This is a genomic window from Acinetobacter sp. SA01 (assembly GCF_011319235.1).
In the GTDB taxonomy this organism is placed as follows: domain Bacteria; phylum Pseudomonadota; class Gammaproteobacteria; order Pseudomonadales; family Moraxellaceae; genus Acinetobacter.
The window spans coordinates 1-18,467 of record NZ_WXXM01000024.1 but is presented as its reverse complement, the minus strand read 5'-3'; the positions used below and the strand labels follow the sequence as shown (position 1 = coordinate 18,467).

Below are 18,467 nucleotides of genomic sequence, written 5' to 3'. Positions count from 1 at the left end.
ATTTACTGGAACTGCTGGCGATATTGGCTTGGGGTTAAATTAAACAGGCGTTTAAAGGTCTGGCTAAAGGCCGTTTCAGAAGAATAACCGACGCGATGGGCAATTTGTTGGATAGACAGTTGTCCTTCACGTAAATGCTGCGATGCCAAACGGAAACGGTATTGCTGTAAATAGGCCAACGGTGTTTCGCCTACGATACTGCTAAATAAGGTGGCGAACTTGGAACGGGACATGCAGCATTGTTCAGCCAGACTTTCTACCGTCCAGGCCTGATCAGGCTTACCATGAATAGCCGCCAAAGCATTGGCCAGTTCGGTATGGGAAAGCGCCCGTAGCCAGTTATTTGAATCCTGCAACTGGGCAATATAATCGCGTACACATTCAATAAAAAGAATACTCACTAGATGATCGAGAATTTTGTCGCGACCCGGACGAATTTGATAGGCTTCTACGGCCAAAAAATGTAATCCGATTTGTAGCCATTCAGGGGCAGTACTGCCGGTAATATGCTGAATATGGATATAGTCGGGCAGGGCATTCAGTAAGGGGCGAGCCATAATGGTATCAATATGACAACGGATTGCTAGAATCAGTGCAGGTTCACCGCTGGTACTTCCAAATTCAATGGTTTCTTGCCTTTTTTCATCAAAAAGCCCGGTAATATTAAGTGCTTCAACCAAATTGTGTTTGTCATTACTTCGGCAGGTATGGTTTTGCCCTGAAGGGATCAGGATTAAATCTCCCGCCTCGAGCTGCAGCATTTTTTGCGATTCAAACTGAATGTTGAGTGTGCCTACCAGAACCACATAGCCAATCATGGCATCCTGTTCCCGATAAGCATAAGCCCAGTGACCTTGCGGTTTTAAATAAATGTATTCAGATTTATTCAGATGAATATCGTCAAAAATTTTACTTAAGGCATCCATGTCTTATCGTTCTGTCATCATCTAATAAAAATTATAAAAAGCCTTGATTGATATCCGCATGTGTTTTTAGGTCAAATATTGGCTAGATATGCCAAGGACGTTTGCATAGCTTTTTTGGACGTTTACAACTGTTCTTGAGGACCTATTTCTAGAAATATAACGTTAGAACAAAAAATAGGGAAGATCGCCAGCATGAATGCACCAGTAAATTTAAATCAAGCCACACTTCAGACCCTGCCTAATGCTTCAGGCTTAGCCCTCGACAAAAAGCGTTATTGGTGGCTGCTAAGTCCCGGTTTGCCGGTGATCGGTATGGGGATTTTGGCTGGCTATCAGTTTGGTCCTAAAGCCACGAAAAAAATCTTTGCTTTGGGCGGTCCTTTATTGCTGCATGTGATTATTCCAACGGTTGATGCTCTTGTGGGCGATGACAGTAATAATCCTGATGATGAAGAAATTAAGTCACTTGTAGCCGACCCTTATTATGACCGTATTGTAAAACTGTTTATTCCTTTGCAGATGGCAGCCAATCTTTTTGCCGGTTATGTGGTGAGTCGTAAAGAAACTTCTTTTCTGGATCAGATACTGCTCGGTATTTCCATGGGCGCGATTAATGGTGTAGGCGTGAATACAGCGCATGAGCTGTCGCATCGACCACATAAAAAGGATCATTATCTTGCCCATGCCACATTAGCGCCGCTGTTTTATAATCACTTTCGGGTTGAACATCCTTATGGACATCATAAGCGTGCTGCAACGCCTAAAGATCCAGCTTCTTCGAAAATGGGTGAAAGCTTCTATGAGTTTTGGCCAAGAACGGTATTTGGTGGAATTAAATCGTCCATTGAAATTGAAAAGAACCGTTTAAAACGTAAAGGCTTATCTTTCTTTAGCAAGGAAAATGAACTGTTTCAAGGTTGGGCGATGAGTGCCGCTTTCCATGCCGCCATGCTGAAATTATTTGGTAAAGATGTAATTCCTTATTTGGCCACGCAGGCTTTTTATGGCATCAGTTTGTTTGAGATTATTAACTATATTGAACATTACGGTCTAATGCGTGACAAAAAGGAAGATGGAACTTATACACGCACCATGCCTGAGCATAGCTGGAACAATAACAATATTACTACCAACCTGTTTTTGTACCAGTTGCAGCGTCATTCCGATCATCATGCCTATCCGACACGTCCATTTCAGGCCTTACGTCACTTTGATGAAGCACCTGAATTGCCAAGTGGTTATGCCACCATGTTATTACCAGCTTTAATTCCATCGCTCTGGTTTAAAATGATGGATAAACGTGTATTCGACCATTATAAAGGTGATTTAAATAAAGCCAATATTCATCCAAAACGCCGTGCCAGCATATTCAAGAAGTTCGGTGTGTCTTTATAAAGTATTCTGCGCTGTTCTATTTGGAAATTTTCTATCAATAAATATATTTAAAAAAGCACTTATTTTTACAGAGATAGAAAATTTCCCGTTCTTTTTTGAAGAACATATATGAATGATCTTGATAGCTTGGATGTAAAATTCATCATTTTTATACGTTATGGCACACAGGAATTTAAGGTGTTTACGGATTAGTGTAATAGATTTTTCCTGTGACCAAATCATGCAGGAACAGGAAGTTCAGCAATAAAAAAAATAAATAGAAGTAAAGAAAAAATTCTTAGATCAGCAAGGTGATGTACGATAGGAGTCAGATCTAAGCATCAAATACGAAAAGGCCCGACATGATGTCGGGCTTTTATTTTATACAAATTTTGTAGATTTTTTACACAATTTATGGGAGACTTAATTTTTGAATGAGCAATAAAAATAATTTAATATGTATTGCTAAAAAAAAATGACTTTAAATAAAATTTAGAACATTAAAATAATTTAAATTACAACAATAAGTTAGAGGTTTTTTGACATGACAAGAAAATACAGTAAATTTTTTTCTGCAGCATCTGAGTTTAATCTGGATAATTTTCCATACTACTGGATTACTCAAGTACATTCTCAATATGTTCAGAATGTGGATCATGCGTTAAAAAAATATGGTTTAGACAATTCTCGTCGGCGTATCTTGTTGGCTTTAAAGTCCAAGCCCAATGCGAGTGTATCCGAGCTATCCGAGATGCTGATTTTTAAGATGTCGACGACTACGAAAATTATTTATCGTCTAAAAGATGAAGGCTTGGTACACACTTATTGTTGTGAAGACGATGCGCGAATTACCCGTGTTGTTTTAACCCATATGGGCGAGCAAATGGTGCAAAAAATTAACGATCTGAGTCATATTGTTTTAGATCAGTCTTTTGAAGGTTTGACTCCGTTGCAAATTGAAAAAATGTTAGACAGTCTTAAACTTATTTTCAGAAATTTAGCTCATTAATTGTAATGTGATCAAAAGGCGTGGATGCAATATCCACGCTTTTTATCAACTGTAGGATCTACTTTTTAAAACTAAAAAAGCATATTTTTAACAGTTTTGATTTAAACCTGAGTATCGCGCTATAGCAGGTTGCTAAGATAAAGCCAGTTTTTCAAATAAAAGTATATGAATTAGAGATAACAAGTAAAGGAAGACCAATACCCAACATCACAATAACCGCTTGTAAAAAAATACTGAGTCTAGTTGACAGTAGAATAGGAGATCACCTCAGCCTTGCTTAGGCTTAGATTTTAGTCACGTCCATAATTCGGTTTTAAAATATAAGTCCTAAAATGGTTTTTTAATGTTTTTGTAGAGTCACGTGATTTAAAAGATGAATCTAAAATAGCCTAAGCAAACTAAACATTCACTTTTAAAAGGCATATAATTTACTTATCTCGTTATTAATATCCTCAAAAATGACACCAGCTTGTAAAGTTTTAAAATCGAATAAAATTGAATTTTCTATTCATGAATATGAACACGATACCAATGCAAAAAGCTTTGGTCTAGAAGCGGCCGAGAAACTGGGTCTCAGCGTTGAAGAAGTCTTCAAAACTTTATTAGTCACCGATGACAAGAACTACTTTGTAGCAGTTTTACCAGTGAATCATCAATTAAATTTAAAGAAAGTCGCGGCGGCTGTAGGCTGTAAAAAATTACAGATGGCCGATCCTAAAAATGCCGAACGCTTAACAGGTTATCTGGTCGGTGGAATTAGCCCGGTTGGACAGAAAAAACGATTAAAAACAGTGATTGATGCTACGGCCCAAGACTTGCCAAAAATATATGTTAGTGGTGGTAAAAGAGGTCTGGATATTGGCATAAAACCACAAGATTTAGCTCAGGTTTTAGGTGCACAATTCGTAGATATACTGGACTTATAAAAATTTATTTAAATGCTGCTAATCAGCCCTAAAGAAATTTAGGGCTTTTTTATGGAGATTTTAGTGATTGGCCGTACTGCCCTAAGATACGATTAAATATGGCTCGGTTTGTACTAACTAAAATAAAGGACTTACCACAATAGATGTGAATGCCAATATGAAAGTTAGTTTTAGGAACTTGTGATTGAGTGTTTATAAATCTGGAGGAATTATAAATCTGTGTATAGTCATGCTGTGGTTTGTATCAGTAGCATAAAAGTTATCCCTATTATTTTTTGCCGTGATTAATGCTGGGATTGATGCTCTGCTTTATATTAAAGTTATGGTTCAGAAAAAAAAGATCGTTAAATCATGATGATATAACAGGTAGCTAAAGATACATCAGGCTAATATCTAGGTGAGGGATACACAGGGCTATTGGGCTGTAAAAATAACCGTTTGCATCAGGAATATGCTTGAAGAACTGAATAAATTTCAGCATAGGCTGAATATTGTTAAGCCAATGCTTTATTTAATTGCATCAAATTCATGGTTAAATAACGTGATTGAATTTAATGTGAATTTTACGTGTTTCTAAAGCCTGCAATGCCAGTTGTGCCCACGCTTGCACAGGACTATCCTGAGTGGCATAAGGGGCGCACGGATTATTCACTCTGGTATCTGGAAATACAGCAGCCTGAATTGCTGCTCTATTTAGACCATTTACGTCAGCATTTTTCTGACCTACTGTTTATGCCCAATACGCGCCAGTTTCATATCACTGTATTTATTTGCGGCTTTTTGACTGCAGACAAACCCGAGTGGGATGATGATTTTAGCCAGCAGCAATTACAACAACAAATTGAAAATTTAAGCTCGAGACAAAAATCTTCATTTAAATTGAAGACAAGGAACTTAAATAGTTTTGAAAGCGCGCTTTTTATTGAAATTGAGGATATTGAAGGAAGCCTGGCCGAGATTCGTCAACAGTTATATACCTGTTCAGCAGAAGTCGCAGCATTGCAATATTGTCCTCATATCACTTTGGGACTATATAAAGGCCATATTAATAGCGATGCGGTTTTTGAGCGCATGCAAAATATTCCACAGCAGCAATTTGAATTTCAGATCCAGCAATTAACTTTTGGGACCTACAATGCCCAAACCTTGCAGGGGCCATTAACACCATACCATCAAGTTATTTTGGGTGATGCATGATTCAACTCATTTTAGGCGGCGCCCGTTCCGGCAAAAGCCGTCTTGCGGAACAAGCCGCAAAAGATTCAGGTTTGCCTGTCCGTTATATTGCAACGGCTCAAGCTTTAGATACGGAAATGCAAGAACGTATTCATCATCATCAAGCACAGCGTCCAGCCCATTGGCAGCTGATTGAAGAGCCTTTCTCACTGGCAGAGCGATTGCAGCAAATTGATGCAGCAAATCAGCTGATCCTCGTCGATTGCCTGACGCTATGGATGACTAATCTGTTAATGCATGAAGATGAAAATCTGCAAGCCGTAGAATGTGAAAAATTACTGGATGTGCTGCCAAGTTTGCAATCACAAATCATTTTGGTGAGCAATGAAACCGGATTGGGCGTTGTTCCCATGGGTGAGATCAGCCGCAAGTTTGTGGATGAATCAGGTCGTTTACATCAACAACTTGGAAAAATTGCCGATAAGGTGATTTTTTGTGTAGCTGGTTTTCCCATGATTTTAAAAGGAGAGAAATAATGAACTGGTGGTTAGATGCGTGTAAAACGCCAAGTGCAGAAGCCCGACTACAGGCTGCAGAGCGTCAATTACAGTTAACCAAACCAATCGGTTCACTTTCTGAACTGGAAAATGTTGCGATTCAGTTGGCCTGTTTGCAAAACAATCAGCGCCCGAACATTGATAAACCGTGGATTACCATTTTTGCTGGTGACCATGGCGTGATGGAAGAAAACATTTCAGCCTATCCGCAAGCGGTAACTCGCCAAATGCTGCAAAATTTCACCAGCGGTGGAGCCTGTATTAGCGTAATTGCCAAGGAATACAATGCCAGACTGCAAGTGATTGACTGTGGTTCAGTCGGTGATGCCTATGAATATGCAGGCGTTGAACGTTATTGCATTATCCCGGGTACGGCCAACTTTGCCAAACAAGTTGCCATGACTGAAGAACAATGTATAGAAGCTTTAAATCTTGGTCGTAAAAGTGTCGAGGAGGCAGTTGCAGAGGGTGCTTCAATCTATGTGGCTGGGGAAATGGGTATTGGCAATACCTGTTCTGCTTCTGCTGTCGCCTGTTTTTTACTGAATGAGCCTGCTGAGCAACTGACCGGTGTAGGGACAGGGATCGGTGAAGAACAGCTCAACCATAAGAAAAATGTCATTAACCGTGCGATAGCATTACACCAGGAATATGTAGGTAGTGATGCATTTAAAGTCCTATGTGCCGTAGGCGGACTGGAAGTGGCTGCAATGGTCGGTGCTTATATTCGCTGTGCACAGCTCGGTCTGCCGATGGTGGTTGATGGTTTTATCACCACAGCATCTGCATTAGTCGCCGTACGATTAAATCCGGCTGTACGTGACTGGATGCTGTTTGGACATCAGTCTGCTGAATACGGTCATCAACGTTTATTGCAAGAACTGAATGCCAACCCTTTGCTGAAACTGAATTTACGCTTGGGAGAAGGCAGTGGTGCCGGGGCAGCTTTAGGAATCATCAAGTTAGCATGCAGCCTGCATAACAATATGGCAACTTTTGCTGAAGCCGCCGTGACAGGTGAAAAAGTTTAATCTGTCTAGATTTAAGGATGATTTAAGATGTACAGGATTGATTTGCTGCGTCATGGCGAGACCGAGCTGAGTCATACTTTGCGTGGTTCAACCGATGATGCCTTGACGGATTCAGGCTGGCAGAAAATGCATCAAACGGTAGATCAATTCTTAAAAAATAATTCACCTAACCCTTGGGATGTTGTGTTTAGTTCGCCTTTGCAGCGCTGTGCTTTATTTGCAGATGAAATTGCCAGCAATTTAAAGCTTGAACTTATTCTAGATCGAAATTTGCAGGAAATGCATTTTGGCGATTGGGAAGGGGTTTCTACGCAAGAGATCTATGAAAAGCAGCCGGAGGCATTGGCGCAGTTCTGGGAAACTCCAACCCGATTTAGTCCCCCTAATGCAGAAACCATGCAGCAGTTTCAGCAGCGTATTTTAAATGCGCTGCAACAGATTCAGGGTTCCATGCAGCAACATCAATTTGCACATGCAATGGTGGTCACGCATGGCGGGGTGATTAAACTGTTAAAATGTCTGGCATTCAATCAACCCTTGGACAATATTTTAAAAATGTCTGCTGAACTGGGGCAATTCAATCATTTTATTCTGCATGATGATTTAAGCATTGACTATGTGGAGCAATCAGCATGACGCCATTTTTTATTGCACTGCAGTTTTTAACGACATTTCCGGTTCAATTAAAACAGATGCCGAGCAAACAGCAAAATGCTCAATCTTTGCTGTTTTATCCTGTGATTGGACTGGTGATTGGACTGATTTTATTTGCACTTGCCCATCTTTTACAGGCGATCCCCGTTATTTTATTAAGTAGTGTGATTTTAGTGCTGTGGATCTGGTTGACAGGCGGGTTGCATCTGGATGGTCTGGCTGATACTGCTGATGCCTGGGTGGGTGGTTTTGGTGATCCTGAACGTACCTTAGCTATTATGAAAGACCCGAGCTGTGGACCAATTGGCGTGCTCAGTTTGATCATCCTATGTCTGCTGAAATGGTCGGCACTATATGTATTATTGCAAGAGCGCTTATATTCAGCCCTGATTTTGTTTCCGCTATTGAGTCGTTTAGCACCATTATTTTTATTTTTAACTACCCCTTATGTGCGTAAAAAAGGTTTAGGCACTTCAATAGCAGAATTTATTCCGAAAACTGCCGCCATTATTGTATTTGTATTGAGTTTACTAACATCAGTGTATTGGGGATGGGCTGGAATGCTGTGTGCTTTATCTATGCTAGGTACATTACTTTATTTAAGATACAAATTTATCCAGCGTATTGGAGGAATCACCGGTGATACGGTAGGGGCGAGTATTGAAATTTGCGAGGCGGTGAGTCTTTTGAGTTTCATTGTAGCCAGTTTTTATTTAACCATCACATGATTAAAAAGAGGAAGTGAGCAGCCTGATCACCTAAACAGCATCACTTCCGTAACATGGTCATTACTTATAAATAAGTGACGACCATGGAAATAATTGCCGGTCCCAGCAGCACCATAAATACCCCTGCAAGTACCATGGTCAAACAGGCCACTACGCCTTCCTCACGATGGCGCATAAAGGCTTTACTGGTACCAAAACCATGTGCCGCATTCCCAAAAGACGCGCCTTGAGCAAAGCGTGAATTGAGTTTGAGTGCCAGTAGAAGCATATCTCCCATCGCTACACCCGCAATCCCGGTAATCATGGTAAATAAAATCACCAGTTCAACTGAACCACCTATATGGGAAGTGAGTTCCATGGCAAAGGGCGTGGAAATGGAACGAGCCATTAAACTGTAAGATGTGGTCTGATCAAAATGAAATAATTTTGCCAGATAAAATGCGCTGATCACGCCGACAATCATGCCCACCACAATGCCTAAACCAATCGACAATGCATGTGCTGTAATGACTTTGCGATATTCATAAATCGGAATGGCAAAGGCAATGGTCGCAGGTCCCAACATCCAGATCAGCCATTGATTTTCCACCATATAGGTATCATAGGAAATATTGAACGCCAGCATCAATATCACCAGAATAAGAGGCACAAAAATACCGGGTGCCAACAGCATGTAGGGATATTTTTTATGCAGTTTTTTAGCCAGTACATAACAGATGAGTGTCCCGAGAAAACATATAAGCGCAGTCAGGTTCATATTATTTTCCCTGTTCTAACAGGTGTTGGGATGGTGATTTATGCTTTAAACGGGCTTCCAGTTTAAAGCCAAAATATACGCTATAGGCTGTAGCCAGCATCACACAGAAAGTGCCGATCACGACTGATAAAATCAGTTGCCAGCCCTGAGTTAAAAGCAGGTCTTTATATTTAATGATGCCGACTACACAGGGAATAAATAACAAGACCAGTTCACCCAGAATAAAATCTGAACCTGTTTTAATCCATTGCAGTTTAAACAGGCCACTCAGTAAAGCCATTAACACCAGTAACAGGCCAATAACTCCGGCAGAAACCGGTAAATTGAGCGCATGTTGTATCAGTGAGGAAATCCACCAGATGAAGATCAGCAGACTGAGCTGTAATATCACCTGAGCAATATAAATTGATGGAGCAGAATGTGAAGAAGTAGACATAATCAGAAAATATAAAAACTTGCAGGTATTTTAAATTTGACCATGTGTTCATATTATGAATAATAAAAAAAAGATTATGCATAAATGGAATGATAGGTGGATATTAAGAGTCTGAGCGTATTCGTTAAAATTGTGCAATTGCAAAGTTTTACCCGAACAGCAGAGGAGATGTGTGTGACCCAGCCCACCATCAGTAAGACCATACATCACCTGGAACAGGAAATTGGTGTGGCTTTATTTCACAGGGGGGATGCCGGTCGTAAACGTGATGTTGCCTTAACCTATACTGGTGAACAAGTGTATCAACATGCTTTGGTCATACTGGAACAACAGCAACGTATTTTTGAAACAGTGGCTAAAATCCGGCAACTCAAACAGGGCAAATTAACGCTGGGTTTACCGCCATTAGGTTCAGTTTTACTTAGCAGTTTAATTGCCAAGTTTCACAAGCAATATCCGCATATCGAATTAAGTTTTCTGGAAGTCGGTGCAGCTGCGATTGAAGATGCCATTTTGGCGAAAAAAGTCGATGTTGGCATTTTACTGGGACATTTAAAACCTGTACTGAGCGGTATTCCTATTATGGATTCACCTTTATGTTTGCTTTCTCGAAAAGATACCCAGTGGAAGAATCGACAAACCGTAAAATTGATTGAATTAAAAGAAGAGTCTTTTTTACTTTATGATGATTCCTTCACTTTAAACAATATGATTATTCAGGCAGCAAATTACGTCGGTTTTGAACCGCATGTGGTTTGTAAAAGTAGCCAATGGGACTTTATTGCCAAAATGGTCGAGTCGGATGTAGGGATTGCTTTGTTGCCAAAAATTTATTGTGAACAGCTGGATCAGGAGAAATTTAACATCAGTCTGCTGGAAAGCCCTCATCTAAACTGGACGCTGAGCATGGCCTGGAATACCACCGTTGCCATGAATCCGGCAACACGGGCATGGTTAAAAATTATTGAGGAAAATCGGGATAAAATTCACTTTTAAAAAAATTGGTTGGCAGTAGATTGTAAAAACAGGGTTTGGATGCAGGCCGAATTCAATCTTGATGTTTATGGTACATTGGGCAAATCAGTGGATGAATGAAGACTTAGGACAGCCGATGCAATATATGCATAAAAGCTGTGGTCATAAAATGATCCCGTGACGGGTATGTTCTGGATGTCATACAATGCTGCATGCCAAGCAGGTTAAAGTTGAACTGACGCAAGATGATTACGAGTACCGGGAACAGCACAAAATATCATCCTAAATCTTTTCCTTCAGGATTTATAGACAATTCGGCGGTTTAGGAATACCGGCCAGACGGCTTAAATGACGTGCCACCAGACCGGTCTTAAATTGCTCTTGCAAGACGGCATTATTGATATCGGCACTGACGGTTTTCATCAGGAATTTGATCAGTGGGCGTGTTGCCGGTGAATGTCCAAACTGTTGATAGAACTGGCGTACTGCATGCAAAACTTCAAAATGCCACGCTGTAAGTTGCAGCTCCAGAGAGTTTGCCAACTCTTGAGCCACCGTTTCATTCCAAATAGTGTAATCGACTAAGTGACCATCTTGATCGAGTTCTAAATTCATCATTAATCTCAAATTAGTTCAAGCGAATACAGCGGGTATAGTTGAGGCAAATATCTGCAAATTCTGCATAAGAAATCAGCTGTAAATTTTTGGTTGTTTGTCCCGCAAGGATTTCCGCATCGGTGTCCAGTACATACACCTTGTTCAATGATTGCAGAAATGAATGCTGTAGTTGCAGGACCGATTCACCCATCATCACAACCGTATCTTTAGGGCTATAAACCTGTTGCAATTTGCTCAAAACATTCGGGGTTGCTGAAAAAGTACTTTGCACCAAATATAAGTTTTTATTCGACATAATCAGTTTACTCTTCAACTTTACCAGTACAGTACAAAATCAAAACTTTGAATGAAATCAGGATTTAACTCAACAAATTCAATATCCTGTTGAGCATTGGCTACAAAGTGTGAATGTTGATGTTTGTTTTCAATCAAAATTGGGCTAAGGTCATAAAATTCAAAGCTATCGACCATGTTGGATGCCACTTTAAAGGCATGTTTAAATTGCTCAAATTGCAGTTCGGCATTGAGTAAACTTAAGGCTGCATCTTGCAGTAAAACTTTCACTTCACAGCCAAAAGTTGCTAGTACCATCGTGGCAGACAGACTTTCATGCACCTGCAAATTGGCCAGATTGGCTTGGGTCAGAATAACGAGTACAGATTTCACACAATTTACCTTTTAAAAGCAACAAAGACCAAAAAATATCGTCTTAGAATTGAATCAGACGTTGTGTTGACTGCACTGCATCGGCAAGTTCACCCAGACCAACCAGTTCAAAGCCTTGCGCAAGATTGTGTTGGCTAATTTGATGTCGTTTGGCATTTTCCTCATCGCTAATACCACGCGCCAAAGCAGCACTCACACATACTGGTAAGCGAATTGCCAGTTTTTGCCATTCTTCAGTCAGGTTACGCTGATCATCCGGAACCCATTGCAAGGCATTTGCTACAGCAACACCGTCCTGATAGAAGAACACGCGAAATGGCTGGTTTTTAGCGTGCAAGGCCTGAGCCAAACCCAAGGCATGCCAGGCGTAAATCGAGGTTGGAGCGGAGGTAATTAGTAATAAGGTACTCATCGAAATTCACTTGAAGAATGCCCAATCCAATATTGATGCATCCAAACTTCATAAGAAAAGGGTAGTATACAATGATTTTAGGTGGTATCTAAAGAATTCAGAACTTAATGTTAAAGTTATTTAAAAAATAATTATTTAAAAACAATGTTTTATTTGGGGTTGTGAAAATTAAAAGTCATAAAACCTGTTTTTTATCTGCATGAAATTCCCTATATTTCCTTCCTTTTTTCACATTATTGGTAAAATAAAAAGTAATCTGAACCAGATCTACACCAATGCTGGCCTTTTCAAAAGAAAACCCATCACTGGGACCGGCTGGGTAGCGTTACTTCGTTATTACATGTCATGGTTTTCTTTGATTTTGGCTTGATAGTAAGGTAAGTGAACGTTGTAAAAATGATGATATCTTGATTTTAATCTTTGATTAATTTTGGGAATAGCTAGCAGATATATATTTAAATCTAATGAAATTAATGTCTTAATAGAAAAATAATTGTTATACTCTCGCCAATTTTGAGCACAGCCGTGCCTATTTATTTCTTTGAATTGTAAATACTTTTTATGAACCGTAAATTTTTTGCTGCTACTGCATTATTTTTTGGGCTAATCAATCCATTAGCCGCTATGCCATTCGATCCGTTAATTGGCACTTGGAAAGTTATTGATGATCGTACTGGTTATTATGTTTCAGACATCGTGATTCGCAAGAATTCTAAAACACAACAGTACAGTGCTGTCATTACTAAAAATCGATCTTTACCTGGTGTTGCAAGTTCTGAAGTATGTAGCAAATGCCAAGGTGAACTGAAGAATCAGCCAATTTTTGGAATGGAAGCTCTTAAAGGTCTGGTTGCTGATACTAGCAATAAACAATTTAACAAGGGTATTTGGATTAATACGCAGGATGGACGTGTATATGATATTGATGCCAGTTTAAATGCTGCTGGAGACCAAATGAAAGTCAATGGTAAAGCTAAAAGTGCCAATGTAACTAGCATCATGACTTGGAAGAAGCTCTGATATAATTCTCAAGTGATTATTTTTATTGGTAAATAAATTATAAGCAAGAATAGGCAAAAGAAACCCATCACAGGGATGGGTTTTGGGAATTAGTGCTACTTAGTTATTACAGGTCTTACCTTCGAATCCGACCTTGCCTATAAAATAGCGAAAGTTTATTTCAGAAATAAGAAACCCACCGAAGTGGGTCTGTGCGATCGAATACTATCCGTAGTATTTGATCATTAAGGTATGCTTAATATATTACTATTTTATTTAAGCTTGTTTAACAACTAAGCGTATAGAATTTTTGTGGTGTTTCAAAAAGTATGCTGGCGTTAAATAAACTCATTTTTAGTTCAATATAGAGAATGTGCTGTATGACTTTGGTTAGATCAATATACTAAAAATATGTTGAACTCATGCAAATAGTATTATAGACCCAGTCTCAACAAAGAATTGAGATGCTGAACATTACAAAGTCTTGCGACTTACGCTTAAAATTAGAAATGGAAAAAATTATGTCAAATAAATTCAATAATAAAGTGGCCTTAGTTACTGGAGCTGGTTCTGGTATTGGCAAAAGTACCGCTATGCTTTTGGCCCAACAGGGCGCAAGTGTGGTGGTTTCAGATATTAACCTGGAAACTGTTCATAAAGTTGCTAATGAGATCGTGTCTTTAGGTGGGAAGGCTGTAGCAAATAAAGCTAATATAGCTGAGCCTGAAGATATGAAGGCAGTGGTTGAATTTGCTGTCAGCACATATGGCGCACTGCATTTAGCATTCAATAATGCGGGAATTCTGGGGGAGCTTAACCCAACTGCAGAATTGAGCATTGATGGGTGGCATCGTGTACTTGATGTTAATCTAAATGGAGTATTTTATAGCATGCGCTATGAGATTCCTGCAATATTGGCTGCGGGAGGTGGAGCGATTGTTAATACCTCTTCAATTGCAGGCTTAATCGGGTTTAAAAATATTCCTGGTTATGTGGCTGCAAAGCATGGTATTACCGGATTAACAAAAGCAGCGGCATTGGAATATGCGGATCAAGGTATTCGCATTAATTCAGTACATCCTGGTTATATTAAAACGCCTTTAAGTGCTGAGATTGATGAGGTAGAGATGGTTAAATTACATCCGATTGGTCGAGCAGGCAACCCGGAAGAAGTTGCTCAGGTCGTTGCCTTTCTGCTCTCTGATGATGCTTCATTTGTGACTGGCAGTCAGTATGTGGTCGATGGTGCATATACTTCGCAATAAAAAACAACAAAGATGGCTAGGTGTGTCTAGTTGTTTGGCTAGAATCATGTCTTATCGTGTGTTCTATGTAAAAGTATTCCCATGTTTTTATTTTTATTCCTTTTGATGAGCATCAACATTCATTGAATAAGTTTTTTATTTTTTTCATAAACAATATACAGTTCATAGTCATAACTGCAACACATGCAATATTCCAAATCTTTAAGATGGTGTTATAGTGCTCTTGCAGATTAGCCGACTCAAGAGAATTTTGAGTCGGTTTTTTGCTTTTAATATCTGTGGATAAGTTGCTGTAAACACCAAAATTACACCAATGAATTGCAAGGTACTGATTATTATAAGGAGTATCTATACAATGATTTTAGTGACTGGTGGTTTAGGCTTTATAGGCTCACATATTGCGTTAAGCCTGATGGCTCATGGACAAGAAGTCATCATTGTTGACAATTTATCCAATGCAACTTTACAAACCTTAGAACGACTTGAGTACATTTCCGGCATGTATGTGCCTTTTGTCAAAATTGACATCCGTAATACACCAGCCTTAAACAAAGTTTTTGAACAATATTCTGTAGAAGCTGTCATTCACACCGCCGGTTTTAAATCAATAGAAGAATCTGCGCTTAAACCGCTGGAATATTATAACGATAATGTCAGTTGTATTATGAGTTTGCTGCGATCTATGCAGCGTACAGGCATTCGAACCTTAATTCACTTATCCAGTTTGGCAGTCTATGGTCAGTCCAGCTTAATTCTGACCGAAGATACGCCGTTTAATTATTCCTACCCCAATCCCTATATCAAATCGCAGCAGATGACGGAAGAAATTATCCGCGATACTGCACTGACCGACAATGAATGGAAAATTGCCATTTTAAGATTGTGCAATATTGCCGGAGCTTTTGAACATGCCGTGCTCGGGGAGTTTGTTGCGCCATTGCCGAAAAACATTATTCCATTGGCTTTACAGGTTGCAGCGAGAAAACGTGATTATATTGAGCTGCGTCAACAGGCACAGACTTTGGATCGTACTGTTGAGCGCAGCTTTCTGCATGTATTAGATTGCTGTGATGCCATTTTCGCAACTTTACAATGGTTAAGGGCTCAGCCTTATACTTGTGATGCTTTTAATATTGCAGGACAAAATATGTCCATTCGAGCCTTGCTCAGTGAAGTTTCAAAAGTCACCCAGACTGAAATCAAAACCATTGATGCGCCGTTTTATACTTATGCAGAACTGGATCAGGTGGGGGCGACCTCAGGCAAAGCCCATGAAATTTTAAAATGGCAACCTAAACGTAGCATTACCCAAATTATTGAAGATGCCTGGCGTTTTTATCAGCAAACCTTGAAAGGAAATTAAAACCATGCAGAGTTAAAAAAAACTTATGCAAATAATAATCATTTACAATTAAAATGCGTTTGATTAAGATCAGTAAATATGTCAAAACTATTGAATTGGTTTAAATCATAAAACGACATGGATATGAGGTGGAGAATGCAAACACGTATTGAACATGACACCATGGGCGAGGTAGAAGTTCCAAGTGAAGCAATGTGGGGTGCGCAGACACAGCGTAGTTTGCAAAACTTTAAGATTGGTCAAGAACGTTTACCCCGACCGATGATTCGGGCGATGGGCTTGGTCAAAAAAGCGGCCGCCATGACCAATGCCGAGTTAGGTCAAATTCCTCATGAATTGTCACATTATATTGTCAATGCTGCAGAAGAAGTGATTTCTGGAAAGTGGGATAGTCAATTTCCACTGGTGGTGTGGCAAACAGGTTCAGGTACGCAAAGTAATATGAACTGTAATGAAGTCATTGCCAATATTGCCAACCAGAAACTGGGCAATCCTTTGGGGTCGCAAAAGCCGATCCATCCCAATGACCATGTCAATCGTGCACAATCGACCAATGATTCTTTTCCAACTGCCATCCATGTGGCTGCAAGCCTGCAAATCAATGAATTGCTGATTCCTGCGGTACAACGTTTACGCGATACTCTAAAGGATAAATCTCAAGCATTTTCCGATATTGTGAAAATTGGCCGTACTCATTTACAGGATGCAACGCCCTTAACGCTCGGGCAAGAATTTAGTGGCTATGTGTCACAACTAGACCATGCCTTAAAACGTCTGCATTATGCCTTGCTGGGTTTATATGAATTGCCTTTGGGGGGGACAGCAGTTGGAACGGGCTTAAATGCACATCCTGAATATGCAGTCAAAGCGGCAGCACAATTGGCCACATTAACCGGTTTGCCATTTGTGACTGCTCCGAATAAATTCGAGGCTTTGGCAGCACGGGATGCGGCTGTATTTGCCTCAGGTGCTTTAAAAACTTTGGCCGCGAGTTTAAATAAAATTGCCAATGATATTCGCTGGTTGGCCAGTGGTCCGCGCTGCGGTTTTGGTGAAATCCGTATTCCTGAAAATGAGCCAGGTTCAAGCATTATGCCCGGCAAGGTCAATCCAACCCAAAGTGAAGCCATGACCATGGTGGTGGCACAGGTGCTGGGGAATGATATGACCATTAACGTCGCCGGAGCTTCGGGCAACTTTGAGCTGAATGTATTTATGCCGGTCATTGCATTTAACCTGTTGCAATCGATTCAACTGTTGGGCGATGCATGTAACAGCTTTAATGACCATTGTGCCGTTGGCATTGAGCCCAACCGCGAAAAAATTGATCATTTCCTGCATAATTCACTGATGTTAGTCACTGCTTTAAATCCGGTGATTGGCTATGAAAATGCTGCGAAAGTTGCCAAAACAGCATATAAGGAAGGCAAAACCTTAAAACAGGTCGCGGTCGAATTGAACCTGGTCACTGCCGAACAGTTTGATGCCGTGGTAATTCCGGAAAATATGGTTTCACCTAATGTAAAATAGCCCTCTAAAAGTTGGAACAGCTATCAATTGATCATCAGTGGTTTTTATCTGGGGCATATATGCGTACAATAGTCCTAGAAATTAACTGCTGATGATTGATTATGCTTGACGTTTATTTAACAGATGTTCAGAAAAAGGTGCAATTTAAGGATTATCCGGGTGAGCATCCTGTTAAATTTATTTTGAATTTTAAAAAGATTTTTCCGAGTGTGATGGAATTATTGCTTCCGGTTCTGCCTGGCGATGAAAATCTGGATGAAATGACCTGGGAATCGACCACTGAAGATTTTGAATTGTTCAAATTATTACTCAGCGGCTGGGGCGTGATTGAATTACGTTTAAATGCGATTTCTCAATTTAAAAATAAAAACTATGCCGATCAGCTAGTCAAAACTGCGCAGCAAAAGCGTAAAGAGTTTGCGAAAAACAACCATAAATTGAAAACTGTAGAACTCGATTATCTGTTTATGCACGAAATTCACGCACTGATTGATGCAGAACTGGTTGAAATTGGTGAAAAATTCTATTTGCCCACACTGCGTGATCTGTGGAAACATAAAGTTCCGCAAAATGTGTTAAATGCCAAATTCTAGAACAGCATAAAATACGATAACAATCCTCCAAATATTGGGGGATTTTTTATGCCAGTTTTAGCTGTAAAAAGATAAGCTTAAGCTATTTAAATGCATCTATATAAAAAATTAAAGATTTAATTATCAATAAAATGTACTAGGGCGTGTCCTCATTTGAAGAATTGGTTTTAAATGCTTAAAATCCTCCTTTAAGCTCTTTTCATTTCTACATTTTTTCAATGGCACGTACTCTTCTCACCGATGATATTTGGCAGCAAATTCAAGATACTATGCGATTACACGGTTGTTACTGTTCAAAAAACAGTAGAAATATCATGGAAGCCATCTTATGGAAACTACGTACGGGTGCGACATGGCGTGATATTCCTCAAGAACTTTGCCCTTGGCAAACTGCTTACAATCGCTTTAATCGCTGGGCAAGTAAGGGATTATGGGATAAATTTTTTTTAGATTACGAGGCATTCTGGATCAG

General features: G+C 39.7%; 22 protein-coding genes. 15 read left to right on the top strand and 7 right to left on the bottom strand.

Going from position 1 to position 18,467, the window contains the following annotated elements; genetic code table 11:
* Nucleotides 1-2: 2 nt before the first annotated feature.
* Complete coding sequence (locus GTU69_RS15445) at nucleotides 3-926, bottom strand: AraC family transcriptional regulator (RefSeq protein WP_166171797.1); 924 nt, start codon at nucleotides 924-926, stop codon at nucleotides 3-5.
* A gap of 192 nt (nucleotides 927-1,118) precedes the next feature.
* Between GTU69_RS15445 and GTU69_RS15440 the strand changes: the two genes are divergently transcribed.
* The 8 genes from GTU69_RS15440 to GTU69_RS15405 all read left to right on the top strand — a co-directional run bounded on the left by GTU69_RS15440 (nucleotide 1,119) and on the right by GTU69_RS15405 (nucleotide 8,381).
* Nucleotides 1,119-2,321, top strand: coding sequence for an alkane 1-monooxygenase (locus tag GTU69_RS15440; RefSeq protein ID WP_166171795.1), 1,203 nt, complete (start codon nucleotides 1,119-1,121; stop codon nucleotides 2,319-2,321).
* Nucleotides 2,322-2,844: 523 nt separating this feature from the next.
* On the top strand, nucleotides 2,845-3,309 hold the full coding sequence (locus tag GTU69_RS15435) for a MarR family transcriptional regulator (RefSeq protein WP_086197423.1): 465 nt from the start codon (nucleotides 2,845-2,847) through the stop codon (nucleotides 3,307-3,309).
* A 458-nt stretch (nucleotides 3,310-3,767) separates the two neighbouring features.
* The gene (gene ybaK / locus GTU69_RS15430) at nucleotides 3,768-4,235 is read left to right on the top strand and encodes a Cys-tRNA(Pro) deacylase (RefSeq protein WP_166171793.1); all 468 of its coding nucleotides are present in this window, start codon (nucleotides 3,768-3,770) and stop codon (nucleotides 4,233-4,235) included.
* 567 nt (nucleotides 4,236-4,802) lie between these two features.
* Complete coding sequence (locus tag GTU69_RS15425; protein ID WP_346764491.1) at nucleotides 4,803-5,432, top strand: 2'-5' RNA ligase family protein; 630 nt, start codon at nucleotides 4,803-4,805, stop codon at nucleotides 5,430-5,432.
* Nucleotides 5,429-5,947: a bifunctional adenosylcobinamide kinase/adenosylcobinamide-phosphate guanylyltransferase gene (gene cobU / locus GTU69_RS15420; protein ID WP_166171791.1), complete on the top strand. Its 519-nt coding sequence runs from the start codon at nucleotides 5,429-5,431 to the stop codon at nucleotides 5,945-5,947. Before GTU69_RS15425 ends, cobU begins: the two co-directional genes overlap by 4 nt.
* Nucleotides 5,947-6,999: a nicotinate-nucleotide--dimethylbenzimidazole phosphoribosyltransferase gene (gene cobT / locus GTU69_RS15415; protein ID WP_166171789.1), complete on the top strand. Its 1,053-nt coding sequence runs from the start codon at nucleotides 5,947-5,949 to the stop codon at nucleotides 6,997-6,999. Before cobU ends, cobT begins: the two co-directional genes overlap by 1 nt.
* A 27-nt stretch (nucleotides 7,000-7,026) precedes the next feature.
* A complete protein-coding gene (locus GTU69_RS15410; RefSeq protein ID WP_166171787.1) occupies nucleotides 7,027-7,635 on the top strand; it encodes a histidine phosphatase family protein in 609 nt (202 codons plus the stop codon).
* Complete coding sequence (locus tag GTU69_RS15405) at nucleotides 7,632-8,381, top strand: adenosylcobinamide-GDP ribazoletransferase (protein ID WP_166171785.1); 750 nt, start codon at nucleotides 7,632-7,634, stop codon at nucleotides 8,379-8,381. The genes GTU69_RS15410 and GTU69_RS15405 overlap by 4 nt, the downstream gene beginning before the upstream one ends.
* A 64-nt stretch (nucleotides 8,382-8,445) precedes the next feature.
* On the opposite strand, the gene GTU69_RS15400 is transcribed toward GTU69_RS15405, so the two are convergent.
* Nucleotides 8,446-9,138, bottom strand: a complete 693-nt coding sequence (locus GTU69_RS15400; RefSeq protein ID WP_166171783.1) for an LrgB family protein — start codon at nucleotides 9,136-9,138, stop codon at nucleotides 8,446-8,448.
* A gap of 1 nt (nucleotide 9,139) precedes the next feature.
* Complete coding sequence (locus tag GTU69_RS15395; protein WP_166171781.1) at nucleotides 9,140-9,574, bottom strand: CidA/LrgA family protein; 435 nt, start codon at nucleotides 9,572-9,574, stop codon at nucleotides 9,140-9,142.
* Nucleotides 9,575-9,670: 96 nt separating this feature from the next.
* Here GTU69_RS15395 and GTU69_RS15390 point away from each other — a divergent pair, with 96 nt between their 5' ends.
* The gene (locus GTU69_RS15390; protein WP_166171779.1) at nucleotides 9,671-10,570 is read left to right on the top strand and encodes a LysR family transcriptional regulator; all 900 of its coding nucleotides are present in this window, start codon (nucleotides 9,671-9,673) and stop codon (nucleotides 10,568-10,570) included.
* A 282-nt stretch (nucleotides 10,571-10,852) separates the two neighbouring features.
* Here the strand turns inward: GTU69_RS15390 and GTU69_RS15385 are convergent, their stop codons facing one another.
* From GTU69_RS15385 to tusD, 4 genes are read right to left on the bottom strand one after another with little or no spacing between them, the layout of a single operon-like run.
* Complete coding sequence (locus GTU69_RS15385) at nucleotides 10,853-11,164, bottom strand: TusE/DsrC/DsvC family sulfur relay protein (protein ID WP_166171777.1); 312 nt, start codon at nucleotides 11,162-11,164, stop codon at nucleotides 10,853-10,855.
* Between the two features lie 13 nt (nucleotides 11,165-11,177).
* Nucleotides 11,178-11,462 (bottom strand): DsrH/TusB family sulfur metabolism protein, encoded by a 285-nt coding sequence (locus tag GTU69_RS15380; RefSeq protein ID WP_166171775.1) that lies wholly within the window; start codon nucleotides 11,460-11,462, stop codon nucleotides 11,178-11,180.
* A 20-nt stretch (nucleotides 11,463-11,482) separates the two neighbouring features.
* Nucleotides 11,483-11,833 (bottom strand): hypothetical protein, encoded by a 351-nt coding sequence (locus GTU69_RS15375; RefSeq protein WP_166171772.1) that lies wholly within the window; start codon nucleotides 11,831-11,833, stop codon nucleotides 11,483-11,485.
* Between the two features lie 43 nt (nucleotides 11,834-11,876).
* Complete coding sequence (gene tusD, locus GTU69_RS15370; protein WP_166171770.1) at nucleotides 11,877-12,245, bottom strand: sulfurtransferase complex subunit TusD; 369 nt, start codon at nucleotides 12,243-12,245, stop codon at nucleotides 11,877-11,879.
* Between the two features lie 561 nt (nucleotides 12,246-12,806).
* Here tusD and GTU69_RS15365 point away from each other — a divergent pair.
* From GTU69_RS15365 to GTU69_RS15340, 6 genes are all read left to right on the top strand, one after another.
* The gene (locus GTU69_RS15365; RefSeq protein WP_166171768.1) at nucleotides 12,807-13,265 is read left to right on the top strand and encodes a DUF2147 domain-containing protein; all 459 of its coding nucleotides are present in this window, start codon (nucleotides 12,807-12,809) and stop codon (nucleotides 13,263-13,265) included.
* A gap of 500 nt (nucleotides 13,266-13,765) precedes the next feature.
* A complete protein-coding gene (locus GTU69_RS15360; protein ID WP_166171766.1) occupies nucleotides 13,766-14,509 on the top strand; it encodes a glucose 1-dehydrogenase in 744 nt (247 codons plus the stop codon).
* Nucleotides 14,510-14,864: 355 nt separating this feature from the next.
* Complete coding sequence (locus GTU69_RS15355; protein WP_166171764.1) at nucleotides 14,865-15,872, top strand: SDR family NAD(P)-dependent oxidoreductase; 1,008 nt, start codon at nucleotides 14,865-14,867, stop codon at nucleotides 15,870-15,872.
* Between the two features lie 135 nt (nucleotides 15,873-16,007).
* On the top strand, nucleotides 16,008-17,402 hold the full coding sequence (gene fumC / locus GTU69_RS15350; RefSeq protein WP_166171762.1) for a class II fumarate hydratase: 1,395 nt from the start codon (nucleotides 16,008-16,010) through the stop codon (nucleotides 17,400-17,402).
* A gap of 101 nt (nucleotides 17,403-17,503) precedes the next feature.
* Nucleotides 17,504-17,995: a hypothetical protein gene (locus GTU69_RS15345; RefSeq protein WP_166171760.1), complete on the top strand. Its 492-nt coding sequence runs from the start codon at nucleotides 17,504-17,506 to the stop codon at nucleotides 17,993-17,995.
* Between the two features lie 218 nt (nucleotides 17,996-18,213).
* The coding region (locus tag GTU69_RS15340) for a transposase (RefSeq protein ID WP_166169863.1) at nucleotides 18,214-18,467 on the top strand (254 nt) is incomplete at its 3' end.